Below are 15,827 nucleotides of genomic sequence, written 5' to 3'. Positions count from 1 at the left end.
CTTATGAAAAGTCAGCGATGTAAAGGTTAAAATGATTTTGTTTCGCTGCGTCTTTTAAAAGACTGCGTTTTTTAAATGCTGGAAGAAGGGAGAATAACGGCAGCCGGTTCGGAGGCTTCCACCTTTCCGTCAGCCAGCAGCTTCACGTTCTGACCGCTGGTGACCACGACAGGGGAGATAACCGACTTGCCGGCAGCGCGGATCGCGTTCAGATCCATTTCCACCATGGGATCGCCGGCGGTAACCAGATCGCCCTGTTTTACACGCATTGTAAAGCCTTCGCCGTTCAGTTCCACGGTATCCATGACCAGATGGATCAGGACTTCTTCGCCTTTCTGCGTTTTAAGACCAATCGCATGTTTTGTCGGGAAGACCATCATGACTTCCGCATTGCACGGAGCAAGCACAAGTCCGTCTTCTGGATCGATCGCAAAGCCCTGGCCCATGGCGCCGGAAGCGAATACCTGGTCTTTGATTTCGGATAAAGGAAGCAGAGTTCCGCGCATCGGAGCGTTCAGGATTACGTCTTTGTCTGCCTGCTCGAGGGTGAGCCTGTTTTCTTTCTGCGCCTGTCCATAGCGGACTTCATCAGAGAGATGGGTTTTGCCCCAGATTACGGTAAGAACAAACGGGATAACGATCGCAATGACCATCGCAATCAGGAATAAGCCCCAGTATTGCGGAAAGATGGAAAGAATGCCAGGCAGACCGCCCACACCGATGGAAACGGCGCTGATGCCAAAGCCAACGGAGAACATGGCTGCGATCGAGCTGCCGATCATGCCGCAGATAATCGGGAAGCCGTATTTCAGGTTGATACCAAATAATGCCGGTTCAGTAACGCCAAGGTAGCAGGAGATGGCTGCTGGAAGAGAAACCTGCTGGATACGTTCGTTTTTACGGGTGAGGAAAGAGAAGCCAAGAACGGCAGAGCCCTGTGCAATGTTGCTTAAGGCGATCATCGGCCAGAGGATCGTTCCGCCATACGAGCTGATCAGCTGCGGACATATGATGCAGACCGGTAATAACGAGCGGGGCATAGAGCAGGCCAAACACACCAGCGAACAGCCATCCAAACGGATTCATGAGTCCGGCGTAAACGGCTTTGGAAATCCAGTCGCCCAGAACCCAGCCGATTGGACCAACGCTCGTATGCGCAATCAGAACCGCCAGAACGATGGAGCAGAAGGGAACGACGATGATGGAAACAATTGCGGGCGTGATCTTCTGGAAGAAGCGCTCGAGATAGACGAGGATGAAGCCGGCCATAATCGCGGGGATGACCTGTGCCTGATAGCCGATCATACGAACCGTCGCAAAGCCAAAATTCCAGACTGGAATATCTGCCACCGGCGTAGAAGCTACCGCGTAGGCGTTTAAGAGCTGCGGAGAAACGAGAGTAATACCGAGGATAATGCCGAGCACCTGACTGGTCCTCATCTTGCGGGTAATCGACCAGGTGATGGCTACCGGCAAATAGTGGAAGATAGCTTCGCCAATCAGCCACAGGAAGCTGTCGACGCCGCTCCTTTCCATACTCGATTGCATGCCTGCTGGCACGACGTGCGGTATGCGCGCCGTTCAAAATCTGCTGCAATCATTTATAAGAGGCATCGTACCATTTATAACCGGCCTGTATTTTATTTTGATCTGTCTGGATTGGCCGGCAGCGGGCAGCTGTTTCGATTTGTGCCGGGATTACTTGTTCAGCCCCTGGTCGATCTGATGCAGGCGCTCGATCGTTTCGTTTTTCAGAAATTCCGGGGTGCTGGCACCTGATGTTACCGCGACTTTCTGGATTCTGGCAAAGTCGAATCCGTCCAGTCCGCTCGCACTTTCAATCTGAAGAACATGGGGAATTCCAGCTTCCAGACCCGTCTGAGCCAGTTTGCGGGTGTTGTTGCTTTTGGGATCGCCGATCACGACGAGCAGATCATAGCCCTGATCCTTTAAATTCATGACGGCCTGCTGCCGCAGTCTTGTCGCATTGCAGATTTCGGACCCAAATTCGGCCTGCGGATACTTCTGCGCGATTCGATCAAACAGATCTTTTAAGCCCGAGACGGACATGGTGGTCTGATTTGTGACGAAAATCTTACCGGTTACCCCTTCCGGAATGTCCTCTTCCGTTTCAATCAGATAAAAGGCAGGCCGTTCGGACGGGTTCGATGGGGCATCGCTTTCCAGACGGCAGTCCATGGCGGCTTCCGCTTCGGGATGCGCTTTGATACCGATATAAAAAAGCGTATAACCTTCCTTGCGTTTCTGGGCAATCAGTTTCTGTGTGGAAAGGACATACGGACAGGACGCGTCGATGCAGACCATTCCTTTTTCTCTGGCCTTTTCCCGAACCGCATTGCTGACGCCATGGGCGGTAAAGATGACCAGACCGTCATCAATCTGATCGAGCAGCTCCAGCCGGGTTTTGCCTTTGGCTTCCAGAATATGGAGTCCCTGGGCTTCGAGATGACTGTTGACAAACGAATTGTGGACGAGCGATCCGAGAACGGTAATCTTTTCACCTGGATGTTCGCTCACGATTTTTTCGGCCAGACGGATCGCCTGATTGACACCGCCGCAAAATCCCTGAACGGGAACTTCAAAAATTTCCATAGGTCAGCTCCTGAATGGCCGGTTTTTTCGACCGGACTGTACAATTGAGAGGATGGGCATCAAATCATGATACCTTCTTAAATATGCCACAATATACAGGAAGAGGTGTTTCTGTGAATCGTATAGAAGAAATTATGAAAATTGAGGGGTTTAAAACACTCACCCCGATTCAAAAAGCGGTAGTTGAACGCAAGGATAAAAACCGGGATCTGATCGGTATTTCCACGACCGGATCCGGTAAGTCGCATGCCTTTTTCATGCCGATCTTTGAGCGGATCGATCCCGATCTCGATCAGGTTCAGGCGGTAATTTCCGTTCCAACCCGCGAACTGGCCTGGCAGCTGTATGAGCGTTCCAAAAAAATTTCCGCTCATTTTGGCGTTCGTACGGCCCTGATTACCGGCGGACAGGAAAAGAAAGAAGGCGGTCTCACCCCGCAGATTGTCATCGGTACGCCGGGGCGCATGAAAGACCAGTTTCTCGACGACAAGACCCTTCGTCTCGATACAGCGAAAATCATGGTCATCGACGAAGCGGATATGACGATGGAATTTGGCTTTCTTGAAGATGTGGACGCGATTCTTTCCCATATGAAGGACGATGTCACCGTTATGGTTTTCTCGGCGACGATCCCGGAAATGCTTCAGCCGTTCCTGAAAAAGTACCTGACCAATCCGGAACTGATTCGCATCGGAAGCGATGAAGACTTTGCGGCACAGATCCGTCACATTCTCATTGATCGCAAGCACAAAACGGATGCGCAGCGAGTCGAAGATGTACTCAGTGCAATTCATCCGTACGTCTGCCTGATCTTTACCAATACCAACCAGGAAGCCGCCGCGCTCGCTAAGGAACTGCGCAATGACGGCTACGACCTCGTCGAACTGCACGGGGACCTCGAAGCCCGTGAAAGAACGAAGGCCATCCGCACCATTCAGTCCCAGAAAAAGTCGTACATCGTCGCTTCGGATATCGCCTCGCGCGGTATTGACCTCGAGGGCATCACCCATGTCATTTCGGTCGGCTTCCCGAAAGAACTGCCGTTTTACAAGCATCGCGCCGGCCGTACCGGCCGTGCCGGAAGAGACGGCATGGCCATCGCGATTTATTCACCCAAAGACGCCAAAGCCATTGCGACCTTAAAGAAGCAGGGAATTGTCTTTGAAGAAATGGACGTAAAAAACGGCGAACTCGTTCCCGTTAAGGATCGTGCAGCCCGTCCAAAGAAAGCTGATCCGCTCGCAAAGGAAGTTTCCCGTCTGACCGGCGGCCGCAAGTCGACGAAAGTAAAGCCGAACTACCGCAAGAAAAGAGCGGAGCAGGCCGAAAAGATTCGCCGCCGAGCCAAACGCCAGCTGATTCAGAACGAAATCCGCGAGCAGAAACGCGAGCGTGCCAAAGCCAGGCAGCGCGCCAAAAACGCAAGACAGGGCTAACTGGAAATTCGGTTCGGATTTTTCATACCGCTTGGCTAAACCTCTGTATTTCATCCACGCAGCAAGCCTTTTGATAAGAAAGCCTGCTGCGTTTTTTACTGGATACAGGAAGGCAGATCGCTCAAAAAGAAATCGAATTTCGTATACTCTTGATCAGATGCAAATACAGGGCGGAGCGGCCAGACGCTCGAACACACGCCTCTGTCATCCATAGAAATACGTACATTCTAATAGAGAACGATAAAGGAGAAATGGATATGAATGCCAAATCCTATCAGGAAAACGTAATGTATCTGGGCTGCCATGTCGGCATGAAAGCGCCCGGATATTTTGAAGGCTCCATTAAAGAAGCGCTCAGCTACGGCGCGGACGCCTGCATGATTTATACCGGCGCACCGCAAAATTCAAAGCGCAAGCCGGTAAAAGAGCTGAAAATTGAACAGGGAAGAGCGGTACTGGAAGACGCCGGATGGAAAACAGAACAGGTTATCGTCCACGCGCCCTACATTATTAATCTGGCCAATATGCTAAAACCTGAAACGGCGTATTTTGGCCGGGAGTTTCTGAAAGAAGAACTGCGCCGCACTGCCGCCATCGGTGCCCGTTATCTCGTCCTGCATCCAGGAAGTCATCTCAAGCAGGGTGCAGAAGAGGGTATCCGCTGGGTTTGCGAAGGACTCGATGAAGTCTTCGAATCCGATTCGACCAGTGTAGAAATCGCTCTGGAAAGCATGGCCGGAAAAGGCAGCGAGATTGGCTGTACCTTTGAAGAAATTCGCGCCATTCTCGATGGCGTAAAAGATTCTTCCCGTCTGAAAGTCTGCCTGGATACGTGTCATCTCAACGATGCCGGCTACGATGTCAGCGATTTTGACACCCTGCTCGATCAGTTTGATGAACAGGTCGGTCTCGAACGGCTTGCCGTACTGCACGTCAACGACTCCAAAAACCCGAAAGGCGCCCGCAAGGACCGCCATGAAAACATCGGAAAAGGCACGATCGGACTGGACAGTCTGGGCGCCATCGTACACAATCCAAGACTCTCTTCCATCATCAAGATTTTGGAAACCCCTTATATCGACGATAAACCGCCCTATGCGGATGAGATTGCTCTGCTGCGCGCCTGGCATCCCGCGAGTGTATCCGCTGACGAAACGGCCGGTGACAGCGCTTGCAAAAATAACGATTGATACAAATTCCGGAGCGGCAGAAAGTTTACAATAGAATTAAAAATATTTATTAACGATTTCATTTGAAAAATACAATGTCGCCTGACGCATTGCCCCGACCCTATGCCGATGGTATAATTTTCTAAGTTGTTTTAACGAAAGCGTTTCCGTTCAGGAAGAATTTCCATTTTGAAGGAAGCGCATACGTTTACACGGGGAAAGGAAATTGAATTGAAAAAGAACCTTGTCAAAGCCGCAACCGTATTTCTGTCCGCCGCCATGGTTTCTGCCGCCGTACCCGGACGCTCTCTTCTCGTACATGCCTCGATTGCACAGCCAACTGCCGCCGAGCTTAAGGCATCCGTTCAGGGCCTCGAGAATCTGAGCCGTTCTCGTCTGCAGGAATTATCCGGTGCAGATGCTGCACGGATTGCCAATGATTATCTAAACGGCATTCAGAGTGAATTCAACTCGCTCAGTGATGAAGATAAAGAACAGATCCTCAATTCGATTGCCCTCATCCGCCAGAGCAATCCGGATTTTCCTGTTCTCGAAGTTTCTACACAGGAAGAGCCGACCGCTGCCCAGACGTATGTCGAACCGGCAGCCACGCCTGAACCGGCGCCGGCTGAAGAAACATCCTCGAAGGCCTGTGCGTCTTCGGTCGCATCGAAAGAAAGCACACCATCCAAAGCGGAAAGTCAGAAAGACGCAAACGCATCGGATGTTCAGAATATGGACAGCAGCGAAACCGTAAAAAAAGCGGATTCGGCCGATTCGACGTCTTCCAGAAACGAAACCGCTTCAAAAAAAGAACAGTCGACATCCGAAAAGTCGGATGCGTCGGCTTCGAAAACGGAACATTCGATGAACGCTTCTTCCGATCATAAAGAAGAAGCAGCGACTGCCAGAACAAAATCGAAAGAAAATTCGATGAATGCAAATTCGCCTTCCGATCCAGCTGACCAGAAGCCTTCTCTGACTTCCTGGTTAAAAGAAGAAGAAAACAAAACGAAACCGCGCACGTTCTCGGAACTGTCCCAGTCCCTCAAAGAGTTCAGAGAGGAAAAGGATGAAACGAGCAAAGTGTCTTCACTGCCCATGCACGAAGTGACCGGCGGGAAAAACGATACGAACTCTTCGGATAAAACGTCATCGGATAATTCGAAAGACGATTCCGATCCGGACGAATCCGATAAAGACGAATCCAAAGATGACGATAAGAACAGTTCTTCCGCATCTTCCTGGGATGAAGATTCCAAATCGGATTCTTCCGATGAGGATTCCTCTTCCGATGAATCTTCGGATTCCTCTGATTCGTCCGATTCTTCGGACTCGTCGGATTCCTCTGATTCGTCCGATTCTTCGGACTCGTCAGATTCATCCGCCTCTTCCAAGGATCCGACCATGCCGACCCCTCCAGACTCCAAGGATCCCGGCACGAATGACCCCTCCGGGGAAAAGCCGGACGATCCCATTCCGAATATGCCCGAGCGTCCAGACGGATCCGCAAATAAGCCGTCGGACTCGATTGGTTCCATGACCGAAACCGATACCGTTGTCGGTCCGGCCTCGCCGGTTCTGAGCAATCCGGGAGCAAACCCGGGCGGCCAGCACGCGATGACGACATCGATTCATGTCCGACAGATTTCCCACGGTCAGAATAAACGGCTGAAAACCCTTCGCCTTGGCGAATACAATCTGCTTCCGGATTATTCCAACGGAGCAGCCTGGAGAAAATCGGTATCGCCTTACAACAGCCCGACCCTCTGGGGCCAGTGCACCTGGTTTGCGTGGGGACGTTTCTATGAACTGTACGGCTTCTCGCCGCGCTTTTCCGGAAACGGCTATGAATGTGTAAAGCAGCTGCTCAGCGCTCACGGTGATAAGTTTGAACTTTCCGAAAAACCGGCAGCCGGCGCCGTATTCTCTTCGGACGCCGCGCATAACCACGTCGGCATCGTTCTCGACTACGATGAAGCCACAGACACGCTGCTCATTCAGGAAGGAAACCTGGATGGCCGCTCCAATGAAATCTGGGCCGAAGCGATCAGCGACTACCGCACCATCAAGCTGAACTCTCGGGAAATTCGCATGCTTTATGGAAACGTAACGTATGCGGTGCCTAAAGAAGGTGTCCATTTTGTCGGCTACTTTGCGAAAGATGAAAAGGATGCCAATGCGAAGAAGATGAGCATTCGCGTAAAATCGCTCAGCGAACTTGCGCAGTCCAAAGTTGAAGATAAGATTTTCAACGCGGGCGTGAAAATGAATCATCTTCGTCACACGCTCGATGAATAAAAACAGCCGCTCTGGCTGACGATGCAATCTCCTGCCATCAAACGATTCCATTCTGAAACAGATACTTATGTCTGGAATGGAATCGTTTTTGCGTTTTGGGCGGCGAAATTCTGAAAATCCGCGCAAAGAAAAAGTTCTCTCGACTGCCCCGGGTCAGGCCGGATGTGGATATTCGAGAGAACTTTTGTGTTTTTACAAATTTTCTGAGTGCTTTATAAAGCGTCTGACGAGGTCTTTCAACCGATGGTGATCGATCGGAATTCTGGCAGAGACTAAAACAGAGCGGGGACAAGCTGAAGCAGATAGCCGAGCAGTACAGCGGGAACGTACATCAGCAGCGCGGTTTTCCAGATCGCTTTTTTATTCGTAGAGTACTGGAACAGCGCAACAAGTCCAAGGCCGGCATTGGTCATCAGACCCGCAAACAGAGAACCAAAGGTCAGGGCATGCGAGCTGTAGAGCGAGCAGAGAACAACGGTAGCGGCACAGTTTGGAATAAATCCAAAGAGGGCTGCAGCAGCCGGCTGCCATAATGTCTGGGTCTGCAGGAAGGCCGCTAGCTGATCTTCGCCGATCCATCCGGTAATCGCGTTCATGGCGAGAGTCACCACGAAGACGAACAGATAAATCTTGATGGTACGAAGCAGGGCGGAAAGCCATACAGGGTATTGCGTATAGCAGCACGAACAGGCGCTCTGGCTGTCTTCTTCCAGATTTTCCGCTTCCTTCTCGTCCGTTTCTTCGACTTCTTCTTCCTCTTCGAGATCTTCAAAGCGGACGATGTGCTGATGACGGTACAGTACTTTATCGATCAGCGTACCGATGACGGCTGCTGCAATGAACTTCAGAACGAGCAGAACGCCAAGAGAGGGAATCATGTCCGGCTGAGAAATCAGAATCGGGACCGCTTCATCGCTCGTGGCCAGAAAAACAGCAATCGTTGTGCCGAGCGTTATGTTATTGGATACGTAGAGCATGGCGGCCAGAATGGAAAAGCCGCACTGCGGGATCAGGCCTAAAAGGGCACCAAACAGCGGTCCGTATTTCTGAAGCTTCCAGAAAAAGCTGTCGGACTGATCGGTTTTTCGATCGAGAGAATCGATAAACAGATAGACGACGTACAAAATCGGAATCATCAGCCAGGTGTCTTTCCAGGCGTCCGTAAGAATATCAATAAAAAATTCCATACCTTGTTTATAACACGAAGTGAGGAAGCCTTCTCTTTTGGGCAACCCGAAAAATACAGGATGCGCGTAATGAACATTCTGTTTTCGCTTTCTTTTCTGGATCCGAAAAAGCGGCGAATCAGGAACATGAAAGAAACAGGACGAGAAAGCAGAAACAAGATGTCTGATCCTTTCGATTCATGCACAAAATAAGCCCGGCATGGCTTTTGAATATTCAGGTGAAAAGACTACTGAATTTTGTCATCCTCTGCTGCAGAGTCGAGCCGAAGTGCATCATTCCCTTTTGAGGAATGACTTTCCGATGCAGGAAAATCTTCTTCTTCAACAATGACGGCAGAGGAGGGGACGCGAAGATGATGGCCGCTTAAGCGGAAGAGCGCAAAGTCATTAAACGCTTCATAAACGAGGGCGAAAATTGGAACACCCAGCAGCATGCCGATCGGACCGAACAGCGCGCCGCCGATCGATACCGAAAACAGAATCCAGAATCCGGAAATGCCCAGCTTGTCGCCGAGAATAACCGGCTTGAGGACGTTTCCGTCGACCTGCTGCAAAACGAGAATAAAGATCGCGAAGATCAGGGCATAGCCCGGTCGAATCATGAACAGAAGCAGGATGACCGGAATCGCGCCAAGGAACGGACCGAAGACGGGAATAATATTGGTAATGCCGATAATGAGGCCGATCATCGGGGCGTAGGGAAGGCCGAGTACCAGAGAGCCAAACCAGGCGCAGAGACCGACAATCAGAGAATCGAGAAGGTTGCCGACAATGTACTGCTGGAATACGTTTTTGGCGTCCATGGAGTACAGGTGGATGAAGTTTCCCTGACGCTTGCCAAAAATCGTATAGATGAGCAGTCTGCACGTCAGCAGCAGATTCTTCTTGTCGAGAATCATGTAAACCGCTGCAGCCAGCGCGATTACGAGATTGGCCGCCCAGTGAATGACGTTGTAGGAATAGGACATCATCTTGGTCATGGATGAAGACAGAACGGTGCGCAGCGTAGCGCTGATGTCCAGGTTTTTCAGAAAGTTCAGAATCGAAGAAATGTCGAGACTGTATTTTTCGGCAAAAGTTTCGAGCGTGTTTTCAAACTGCTGCGAATACGTCGAAAAATTTCGTATGAAAATCTGTATGGAGTCAATGAGGGAAGGGATCATGACCCAGAGCACGAAGACGAAAAACAGAATAAAGAGAATAACGACAAGAACGACCGAAAGGGCACGCGCTTTTTTACGTTTCATGAAATTGGAGAGCCGGTTTTCAAACCAGAGGACCGGTCCTTCCAGAATAAAGGCCAGGCCAAAGCCGATCAGAAACGGGGCAAGCAGACTGACGATGCTCGACAGGAAATGAAGAATATCGTTAATCCGGGTGAAAAGCAGATACGCAAAAATGGCGATAATGAGCGAAACGCTGTAAATAAAGATTCGCTGCGTGATCTTGTTTTTTAAATCGAGTTTCATGGTCACCTCTTTCGCACTCTATAATATCACTTGCGTAATGAATCCTCGCAGACTCACAATATCGTTATGGACAACTTTGTATATGGAACCATTTCAGTCAAAGCGGTACTGGAAGAAGAAAAACGAACCGCCAGAATGCTTTGGGTCAACCCGAAAAAACGCTCCCGGGACATCGCCTATTTAATTGCCTTATGTAAAAAGAAAAGGATTCCCGTCGAGTTTCAGAATTCTGAAACTATGAACGCAAAAGCGTCCGGCAATGGCGGCGTCATTCTGTTTTGTGAAACACGATCGCTGCCTGCTCTTAAGCCGGAACATTTAGAAAAAGGGCTCTGCGTCTACATCAGCGGCGTCGAAGATCCGTATAACATGGGAAGCATATGCCGTACCCTCTATGCGGCGGGTGCGCGGCTTCTGATTTTGCACGAACGCGACTGGTCAAGCGCGCTTTCCACACTGATGCGCTCTTCGGCGGGCGCCTGGGAACGGCTCGAAATTGCGACCATCGAAAACGACACGACGCTGATTGAGTGCGCCTTAATGGCGGATCGTCCGATCTATTGCGCAGCGCGCGATGATTCGGCTTCCTCTCTGGCGGATACGATCCTGCCGGAAAACTGCCTGCTTGCGATTGGCGGGGCCATGCGCGGCCTGTCTTCGGAAATTCTGAAAGCCAGTTCGCATCATCTGTTTATTCCATACGGCCGGCATTTTCATAACGCCCTCGATACCGCAAGCGCTGCATCCGTCTTCGCGTTTGCGTGGACGTTTGCGCACCCGGATCAGGCGTAAATCCCATAAATGGATCGGCATACATACGTCGGCATACGTACGATCGAATGAAATTCATGGAAAGCAGCCGTTGTATACGGCAATAGATACAGCACTGCAATAGATAAAACAATGGATAGACTGCATCGAACACAGGAAAAAGGACATCCGCAAAGCCGGATGGATCTGGCGAGAGCCAAAAGGAGAATGAGTATGAAATTGAATCGTGAGCAGCTCGTCTGCATGGCGGTAAATGCGGAAGTAGATCATCCGACCATCAAGTCGTATCGCGGAGGCTTTGACGGACGGGCAAGAATTACGCTGGGAACCGGCGGCATTACGTATTCCCATGCGATCGGCGATTCCTGCATGAACATCGCCGGCGATCATGTAGAACCCGGCGTGTCGATGGCCAATCCCGATCCGAATAAAAATATGGCGGTCGAAACGTTCAGCTGCATCGGCAACGAAGTCCTCTGCCTGAGCGGACCGGCGAAAGGCTCCAAAGGCATCGTCACCGGAACGCATGGCGGCGTGGAACATACGATGGCATGGTTTCCAGCCGATGATCTGTGCCGTATGGACGGAACGGAAAAGTTTTTAATCCGTACGTATGGACAGGGACTGAAAGCCGAAGAAACACCGGATGTGTTCTGGATGAATATCGACCCGATGCTTCTCGATGAAATGGATCTGCACGTAAACGAAGAAGGCAAGCTGATCTTCCCGGTAACCGCCGTACTGCCAGCCTATCTGATGGGCAGCGGTCTGGGGTCTTCGTCTTTAATGAACGGTGACTATGACATCATGACGCAGGATAAGGAAGCCAACGAAAAGTTTGGCATCAATGATCTGAAATTCGGCGACTTTGTTGCGGTGCTCGATCACGATTCCACATACGGCGCTCATTATAAAAACAATGCGGTAACGATCGGCGTCGTTGTCCATTCCGATTCCTTCACTTCCGGCCATGGACCTGGACTGACGGTGGTAGCGACCAGCGAAAACGGCAGCATTGAACCCGTTTACGATCCGGAAGCCAATATTGGAAAATACTTCGCTGCCCTGCAAAGCGAGAGATAGAGAAAACAGGAATGACGTATGTTCAAGTAAACGTTGAACACGAAAACCGGGCGCTGAGCACGCCGTTTACGTACGCCTGTCCATTTGAAGTGGAACCGGGATACCGCGTTGTCGTCCCTTTTGGAAAACAGAAACTGACCGGCATGGTCGTTGCGCTGTGCGAGAAACCGGAAGATGCGAAGTATCAGATTAAGCAGGTCCTTGAAGTGGTGGATGCCCATCCCGTATTAAGCGCGGAACAGCTGACGTTAGCCAGAGAAATGGCGTATTCGACGATCAGCTCGCCGATGAGCATGGTCAACTGCATGCTCCCAGCCGCTCTTTCCTCGAAGTCTCAGAGACCAAATGAAGCCATGACCACCTGGCTGGTCAAGGAAAAAGTCGACGAGTCCGCCCTCGAAGCGTTAAGCCCTGCTCAAAATGAAGCCTGGTCCAGACTGCCCGATGAAATTGAACAGGTCAAAGCGCGCAAGCGGATTTCCGACTACATGATTCAGACGCTGGTCAATAAAAAGCTGCTCCACCGGCAGAAAAAGACCGTCAGCTATGGGGCTCTGCCCAAAAAAGAGCAGATCGAATGGCCGCAGCTCAATCCTGGACAGCAGGAAGCGGTAAACGCGCTTTCCAATTTGCATCATGCAATCCATCTGCTTTTTGGCGCCACCGGATCGGGCAAGACGGAAGTGTATTACCATCTCGCTAAAAAGACGCTGGACGAAGGCCGTCAGGTTTTGATCATGGTTCCGGAAATCGTTTTGACCCCGATGATGGAAGATCGCTTTCTGTCCCGCTTTGACTGCGATATTTTTTCGTATCATTCCCGGCTGACCGCTTCTCAGACGCTGTCGGTCTGGAACGCGGTCGCCAAAGCCGGTCCCTGCATTGTGATTGGTACGCGCAAATCCGTGTTTCTGCCGTTTACCAATCTGGGGCTGATCGTCATGGATGAAGAACACGATTCTTCCTATAAGCAGGAAACCAGTCCCCGCTATCACGCCAGAGACGCGGCTATATTGCGGGCGAAGGCCTTTGACTGTCCGCTCGTTTTAGGTTCGGCAACCCCGAGTCTGGATACGTATGCGCGGGCTTTGAAAAACGTGTATCATCTCGTCACGCTGCCCGGTCGTGCTTTAAATGTGAACAACCAGATTCGCCTGGTGGATCTGCGCTATCAGCCGGTGTTTTCCAATTTTTCCAGACCGCTCATTCAGGCCATTCGAAAGCGTCTCGATCGCGGCGAAAAATCGATGATTCTCTTAAACCGGCGCGGGTATCTGCCCACTATACGGTGTCTTTCGTGCGGCGAGTATTTGCGCTGCGAAGACTGTAACGTTCCGCTTTCCTACCATAAGCAGGAAGATGCGCTCGTCTGTCACGTCTGCGGAAGACGCTATCCGCACATTCATCAGTGTCCGGACTGCCATTCTCAAAAGCTGCAGACGACCGGACAGGGAACCGAACGTCTGGAAGAAGACGCGCAGAACCTTTTCCCGGAAGCCAGAATCGTACGCATGGATCACGATACGACTTCGCGAAAAGGGGAACATCAGCTCAGACTGAACGAATTTGAAAACGAAGGCAATATTCTTCTGGGTACGCAGATGATTGCCAAGGGACTCGACTTTCACGACATTACCCTCTGCGGAATTCTTTCAATTGATACGCTGCTTTCCCGGCCGGACTATCTGGCTACGGAAAAAGCGTACCAGCTGGCCGAACAGGCCTCCGGACGCGCCGGGCGCGGAAAGCAGAAAGGCGAAGTGCTCATACAGACGGCCACACCCGATCATTTTGTCCTGCAGAGCGTGCTGCATCACGACTATCTGAATTTCTTTAAGCAGGAGATGGAGCTGCGCCGTAAGCAGGCCAATCCGCCCTACACCTTCATGGCGACAGTCGTTTTACGCCATGCAGATTCACTGCGGGCTTACAATAAGGCGATGGAAATCCGCGCTTCGTTTGAATCGTTTGGAATTTCCGTTTTAGGACCGGCTGAAATCAGCATGCGAAACAAGGAAAGCCGCTTTCGCCTGATTTTGCGCAGCCGGAACGATCAGATGCTCATCAAGACGCTGTGGCTGTGCGATGAGTGGTTCTCTTCAAACGCCAATGGATGCAAAATGGAAATCAACGTGCATCCCATGAGCCTGGAAGAGTAGTAAGGAAATGTTATGAACGTACGTGAATGGGTCTGGAACGCCTTATGCGAAGTCATTCGCAAGGAGACGTACTCTAATCTTTATTTAAAGGAACATCTGCAGGAAGTGGACGAAAAGGACCGGGCGCTGGCGTCCAATATTTTTTACGGCACCCTGCAGAACTATGCCCTCTGTCAGGCGGCCTGGAAACGGTTTGCCAAAGGGAAAGTCAAACCGAAGACGTCTATTTTGCTCAGCATGTCTGTGTATCAGATTCTCTTTCTGGATCGAATTCCGGATTTCGCCGTCGTCAATGAAGCCAATAAAATTGCGGCCAGACGTCTGCCCGCAGAACGCGGACTCGTGAACGCGATTTTGCGTAAGGTCATTTCCACACCGATGGAATATCCGGAAAATCCGGTGGAAATGCTGGCGCTGAAAACATCGCTGCCTTCCTGGCTGATTCAGATGTGGATTGCGCAGTACGGCGCGCAGAGCGCCTTCCGCTTTGCGCAGGCCTCGCTGGCTGCATTGCCGATTGTCGTTCGTCTTAATCCGATGAAGATCACGCCCGAACAGGCCGAAGCGACCGGCCGTCTGGAACCGTATGAAAACGGACTGTACCGCTATACGGGCAGCCAGATTGCGACCGATCCGCTTTACCGGCAGGGAAAAATTTCCGTTCAGGATCCCGGAAGCTGCGAAATCGCCCGCTGGGCCGATCCCAAAGCGGGGATGAAAATTCTCGATCTTTGCGCCGCACCGGGCACCAAAAGCATGGCAATGGCCGAAATGGCTAAAGATCTGGCGGAGATTACGTCCATTGATCTGCACGAACATCGTGCCAAACTGATCGAAAAGGATGCAAAACGGCTCTCCTTAAAAAGCGTGAGCGCCAGAGCGGCGGACAGTACAAAGCTCGAAGACGATCCCGTTTACGATATTGTTCTTTGCGATGTGCCCTGCAGCGGTCTTGGCGTTCTCAGCCGCAAGCCGGACATGAAGCTTCGTCTCTCTTCGAACGATCTTGACGCCCTTCCGCCTTTGCAGTACGAACTGCTCGAAAGCGGCTCCCGACAGCTTAAAAACGGCGGCATTCTCATTTATTCCACATGTACGCTCAACAAGAAGGAAAACGAAAAGCAGGTTGAATCCTTTCTGAGTGCCCACGACGAGTTTGTCCTGCTCGATCAGAAAACGATTGAGCCAGATGACCGCCACGGCGGCTTCTTCCTGGCAAAACTTCAGAAAGTAAAACCGGCCGCCTCCCGAAAAGCAGAGGAAAATGCCAGTCCAGAAAGCCCGCAACCAAAGACAGAAACCTCTGCAGCCGCAGAAGAGACCATTGCCAGAGCCTGAAAATCGAATCTATTAAGCCTGTCCTGAACTGCGACAGGCTTTCTTTTTCCAGCGGGGAAACACTTTAAAATTTCGGTTCAATGAAAAATTTTGTGGGATTTGGGATTCCTGATTGATGGGTTTCTTGAAGCATCGATGATCTTAAGAAAGAAATACCCATCATCCTTGAAACCATAAGCTTGTCGTCTTACGGTCTTGATCTTGTTATTCATGCCTTCAATCTTTCCTGAAGATATCCCAAAAATGGTATGTGAAAGGATCCCTTCGTAATGGTTCTCGATTAGTCGCGCAAACCATTTAA

The 15,827-nt window shown here is 50.9% G+C and carries 13 protein-coding genes; 7 read left to right on the top strand and 6 right to left on the bottom strand.

The features are described from left to right. Positions 1-71: 71 nt before the first annotated feature. The 3 genes from Afil_RS11370 to ispH form a co-directional block, all read right to left on the bottom strand. Positions 72-962 (bottom strand): glucose PTS transporter subunit IIA, encoded by an 891-nt coding sequence (locus tag Afil_RS11370; RefSeq protein WP_369413424.1) that lies wholly within the window; start codon positions 960-962, stop codon positions 72-74. After that, positions 898-1,536 (bottom strand): PTS transporter subunit EIIC, encoded by a 639-nt coding sequence (locus Afil_RS07505; protein WP_230267955.1) that lies wholly within the window; start codon positions 1,534-1,536, stop codon positions 898-900. Before Afil_RS07505 ends, Afil_RS11370 begins: the two co-directional genes overlap by 65 nt. 162 nt (positions 1,537-1,698) lie before the next feature. After that, entirely contained in the window at positions 1,699-2,613 is a 915-nt protein-coding gene (gene ispH, locus Afil_RS07500) for a 4-hydroxy-3-methylbut-2-enyl diphosphate reductase (RefSeq protein ID WP_230267954.1), read from the bottom strand. 134 nt (positions 2,614-2,747) lie between these two features. Here ispH and Afil_RS07495 point away from each other — a divergent pair, with 134 nt between their 5' ends. From Afil_RS07495 to Afil_RS07485, 3 genes are all read left to right on the top strand, one after another. Beyond that, positions 2,748-4,049, top strand: a complete 1,302-nt coding sequence (locus Afil_RS07495; protein WP_230267953.1) for a DEAD/DEAH box helicase — start codon at positions 2,748-2,750, stop codon at positions 4,047-4,049. 257 nt (positions 4,050-4,306) lie between these two features. After that, on the top strand, positions 4,307-5,239 hold the full coding sequence (locus Afil_RS07490; protein ID WP_439647324.1) for a deoxyribonuclease IV: 933 nt from the start codon (positions 4,307-4,309) through the stop codon (positions 5,237-5,239). 210 nt (positions 5,240-5,449) lie between these two features. Continuing rightward, positions 5,450-7,519, top strand: a complete 2,070-nt coding sequence (locus tag Afil_RS07485; protein ID WP_230267952.1) for a CHAP domain-containing protein — start codon at positions 5,450-5,452, stop codon at positions 7,517-7,519. 272 nt (positions 7,520-7,791) lie between these two features. Here Afil_RS07485 and Afil_RS07480 read toward each other — a convergent pair whose 3' ends face one another. Together Afil_RS07480 and Afil_RS07475 are read right to left on the bottom strand one after the other, a co-directional pair. Beyond that, positions 7,792-8,706, bottom strand: a complete 915-nt coding sequence (locus Afil_RS07480) for a putative manganese transporter (RefSeq protein ID WP_230267951.1) — start codon at positions 8,704-8,706, stop codon at positions 7,792-7,794. 227 nt (positions 8,707-8,933) lie between these two features. After that, complete coding sequence (locus Afil_RS07475; RefSeq protein WP_230267950.1) at positions 8,934-10,175, bottom strand: AI-2E family transporter; 1,242 nt, start codon at positions 10,173-10,175, stop codon at positions 8,934-8,936. 66 nt (positions 10,176-10,241) lie between these two features. Between Afil_RS07475 and Afil_RS07470 the strand changes: the two genes are divergently transcribed. The 4 genes from Afil_RS07470 (at position 10,242) to rsmB (ending at position 15,526) form a co-directional block, all read left to right on the top strand. Beyond that, positions 10,242-10,967, top strand: coding sequence for a TrmH family RNA methyltransferase (locus Afil_RS07470; RefSeq protein WP_230267949.1), 726 nt, complete (start codon positions 10,242-10,244; stop codon positions 10,965-10,967). Positions 10,968-11,159: 192 nt separating this feature from the next. After that, positions 11,160-12,029: a DUF4438 domain-containing protein gene (locus tag Afil_RS07465; protein ID WP_230267948.1), complete on the top strand. Its 870-nt coding sequence runs from the start codon at positions 11,160-11,162 to the stop codon at positions 12,027-12,029. A gap of 11 nt (positions 12,030-12,040) precedes the next feature. Continuing rightward, a complete protein-coding gene (priA, locus tag Afil_RS07460; RefSeq protein WP_230267947.1) occupies positions 12,041-14,188 on the top strand; it encodes a replication restart helicase PriA in 2,148 nt (715 codons plus the stop codon). Between the two features lie 12 nt (positions 14,189-14,200). Continuing rightward, on the top strand, positions 14,201-15,526 hold the full coding sequence (gene rsmB / locus Afil_RS07455) for a 16S rRNA (cytosine(967)-C(5))-methyltransferase RsmB (RefSeq protein ID WP_230267946.1): 1,326 nt from the start codon (positions 14,201-14,203) through the stop codon (positions 15,524-15,526). Between the two features lie 77 nt (positions 15,527-15,603). Here rsmB and Afil_RS07450 read toward each other — a convergent pair. After that, positions 15,604-15,827: transposase (locus Afil_RS07450; protein WP_230267945.1), on the bottom strand; the 224-nt coding region annotated here is incomplete at its 5' end.

The sequence above is a fragment of the Allobaculum fili genome (genome assembly GCF_020969955.1).
GTDB lineage: Bacteria > Bacillota_I > Bacilli_A > Erysipelotrichales > Erysipelotrichaceae > Allobaculum > Allobaculum fili.
This window is presented reverse-complemented; position numbering and strand designations above follow the sequence as displayed.

Coding starts and splice junctions, on each gene's coding strand:
- Afil_RS07475 (WP_230267950.1), bottom strand. CDS start 10,175: ATGAAACTCGATTTAAAAAACAAGATCACGCAGCGAATCTTTATTTAC.
- rsmB (WP_230267946.1), top strand. CDS start 14,201: ATGAACGTACGTGAATGGGTCTGGAACGCCTTATGCGAAGTCATTCGC.
- Afil_RS07480 (WP_230267951.1), bottom strand. CDS start 8,706: ATGGAATTTTTTATTGATATTCTTACGGACGCCTGGAAAGACACCTGG.
- ispH (WP_230267954.1), bottom strand. CDS start 2,613: ATGGAAATTTTTGAAGTTCCCGTTCAGGGATTTTGCGGCGGTGTCAAT.
- Afil_RS07470 (WP_230267949.1), top strand. CDS start 10,242: ATGGACAACTTTGTATATGGAACCATTTCAGTCAAAGCGGTACTGGAA.
- Afil_RS07495 (WP_230267953.1), top strand. CDS start 2,748: ATGAAAATTGAGGGGTTTAAAACACTCACCCCGATTCAAAAAGCGGTA.
- Afil_RS07490 (WP_439647324.1), top strand. CDS start 4,307: ATGAATGCCAAATCCTATCAGGAAAACGTAATGTATCTGGGCTGCCAT.
- Afil_RS07465 (WP_230267948.1), top strand. CDS start 11,160: ATGAAATTGAATCGTGAGCAGCTCGTCTGCATGGCGGTAAATGCGGAA.
- Afil_RS07505 (WP_230267955.1), bottom strand. CDS start 1,536: ATGGAAAGGAGCGGCGTCGACAGCTTCCTGTGGCTGATTGGCGAAGCT.
- Afil_RS11370 (WP_369413424.1), bottom strand. CDS start 962: ATGATCGCCTTAAGCAACATTGCACAGGGCTCTGCCGTTCTTGGCTTC.
- priA (WP_230267947.1), top strand. CDS start 12,041: ATGACGTATGTTCAAGTAAACGTTGAACACGAAAACCGGGCGCTGAGC.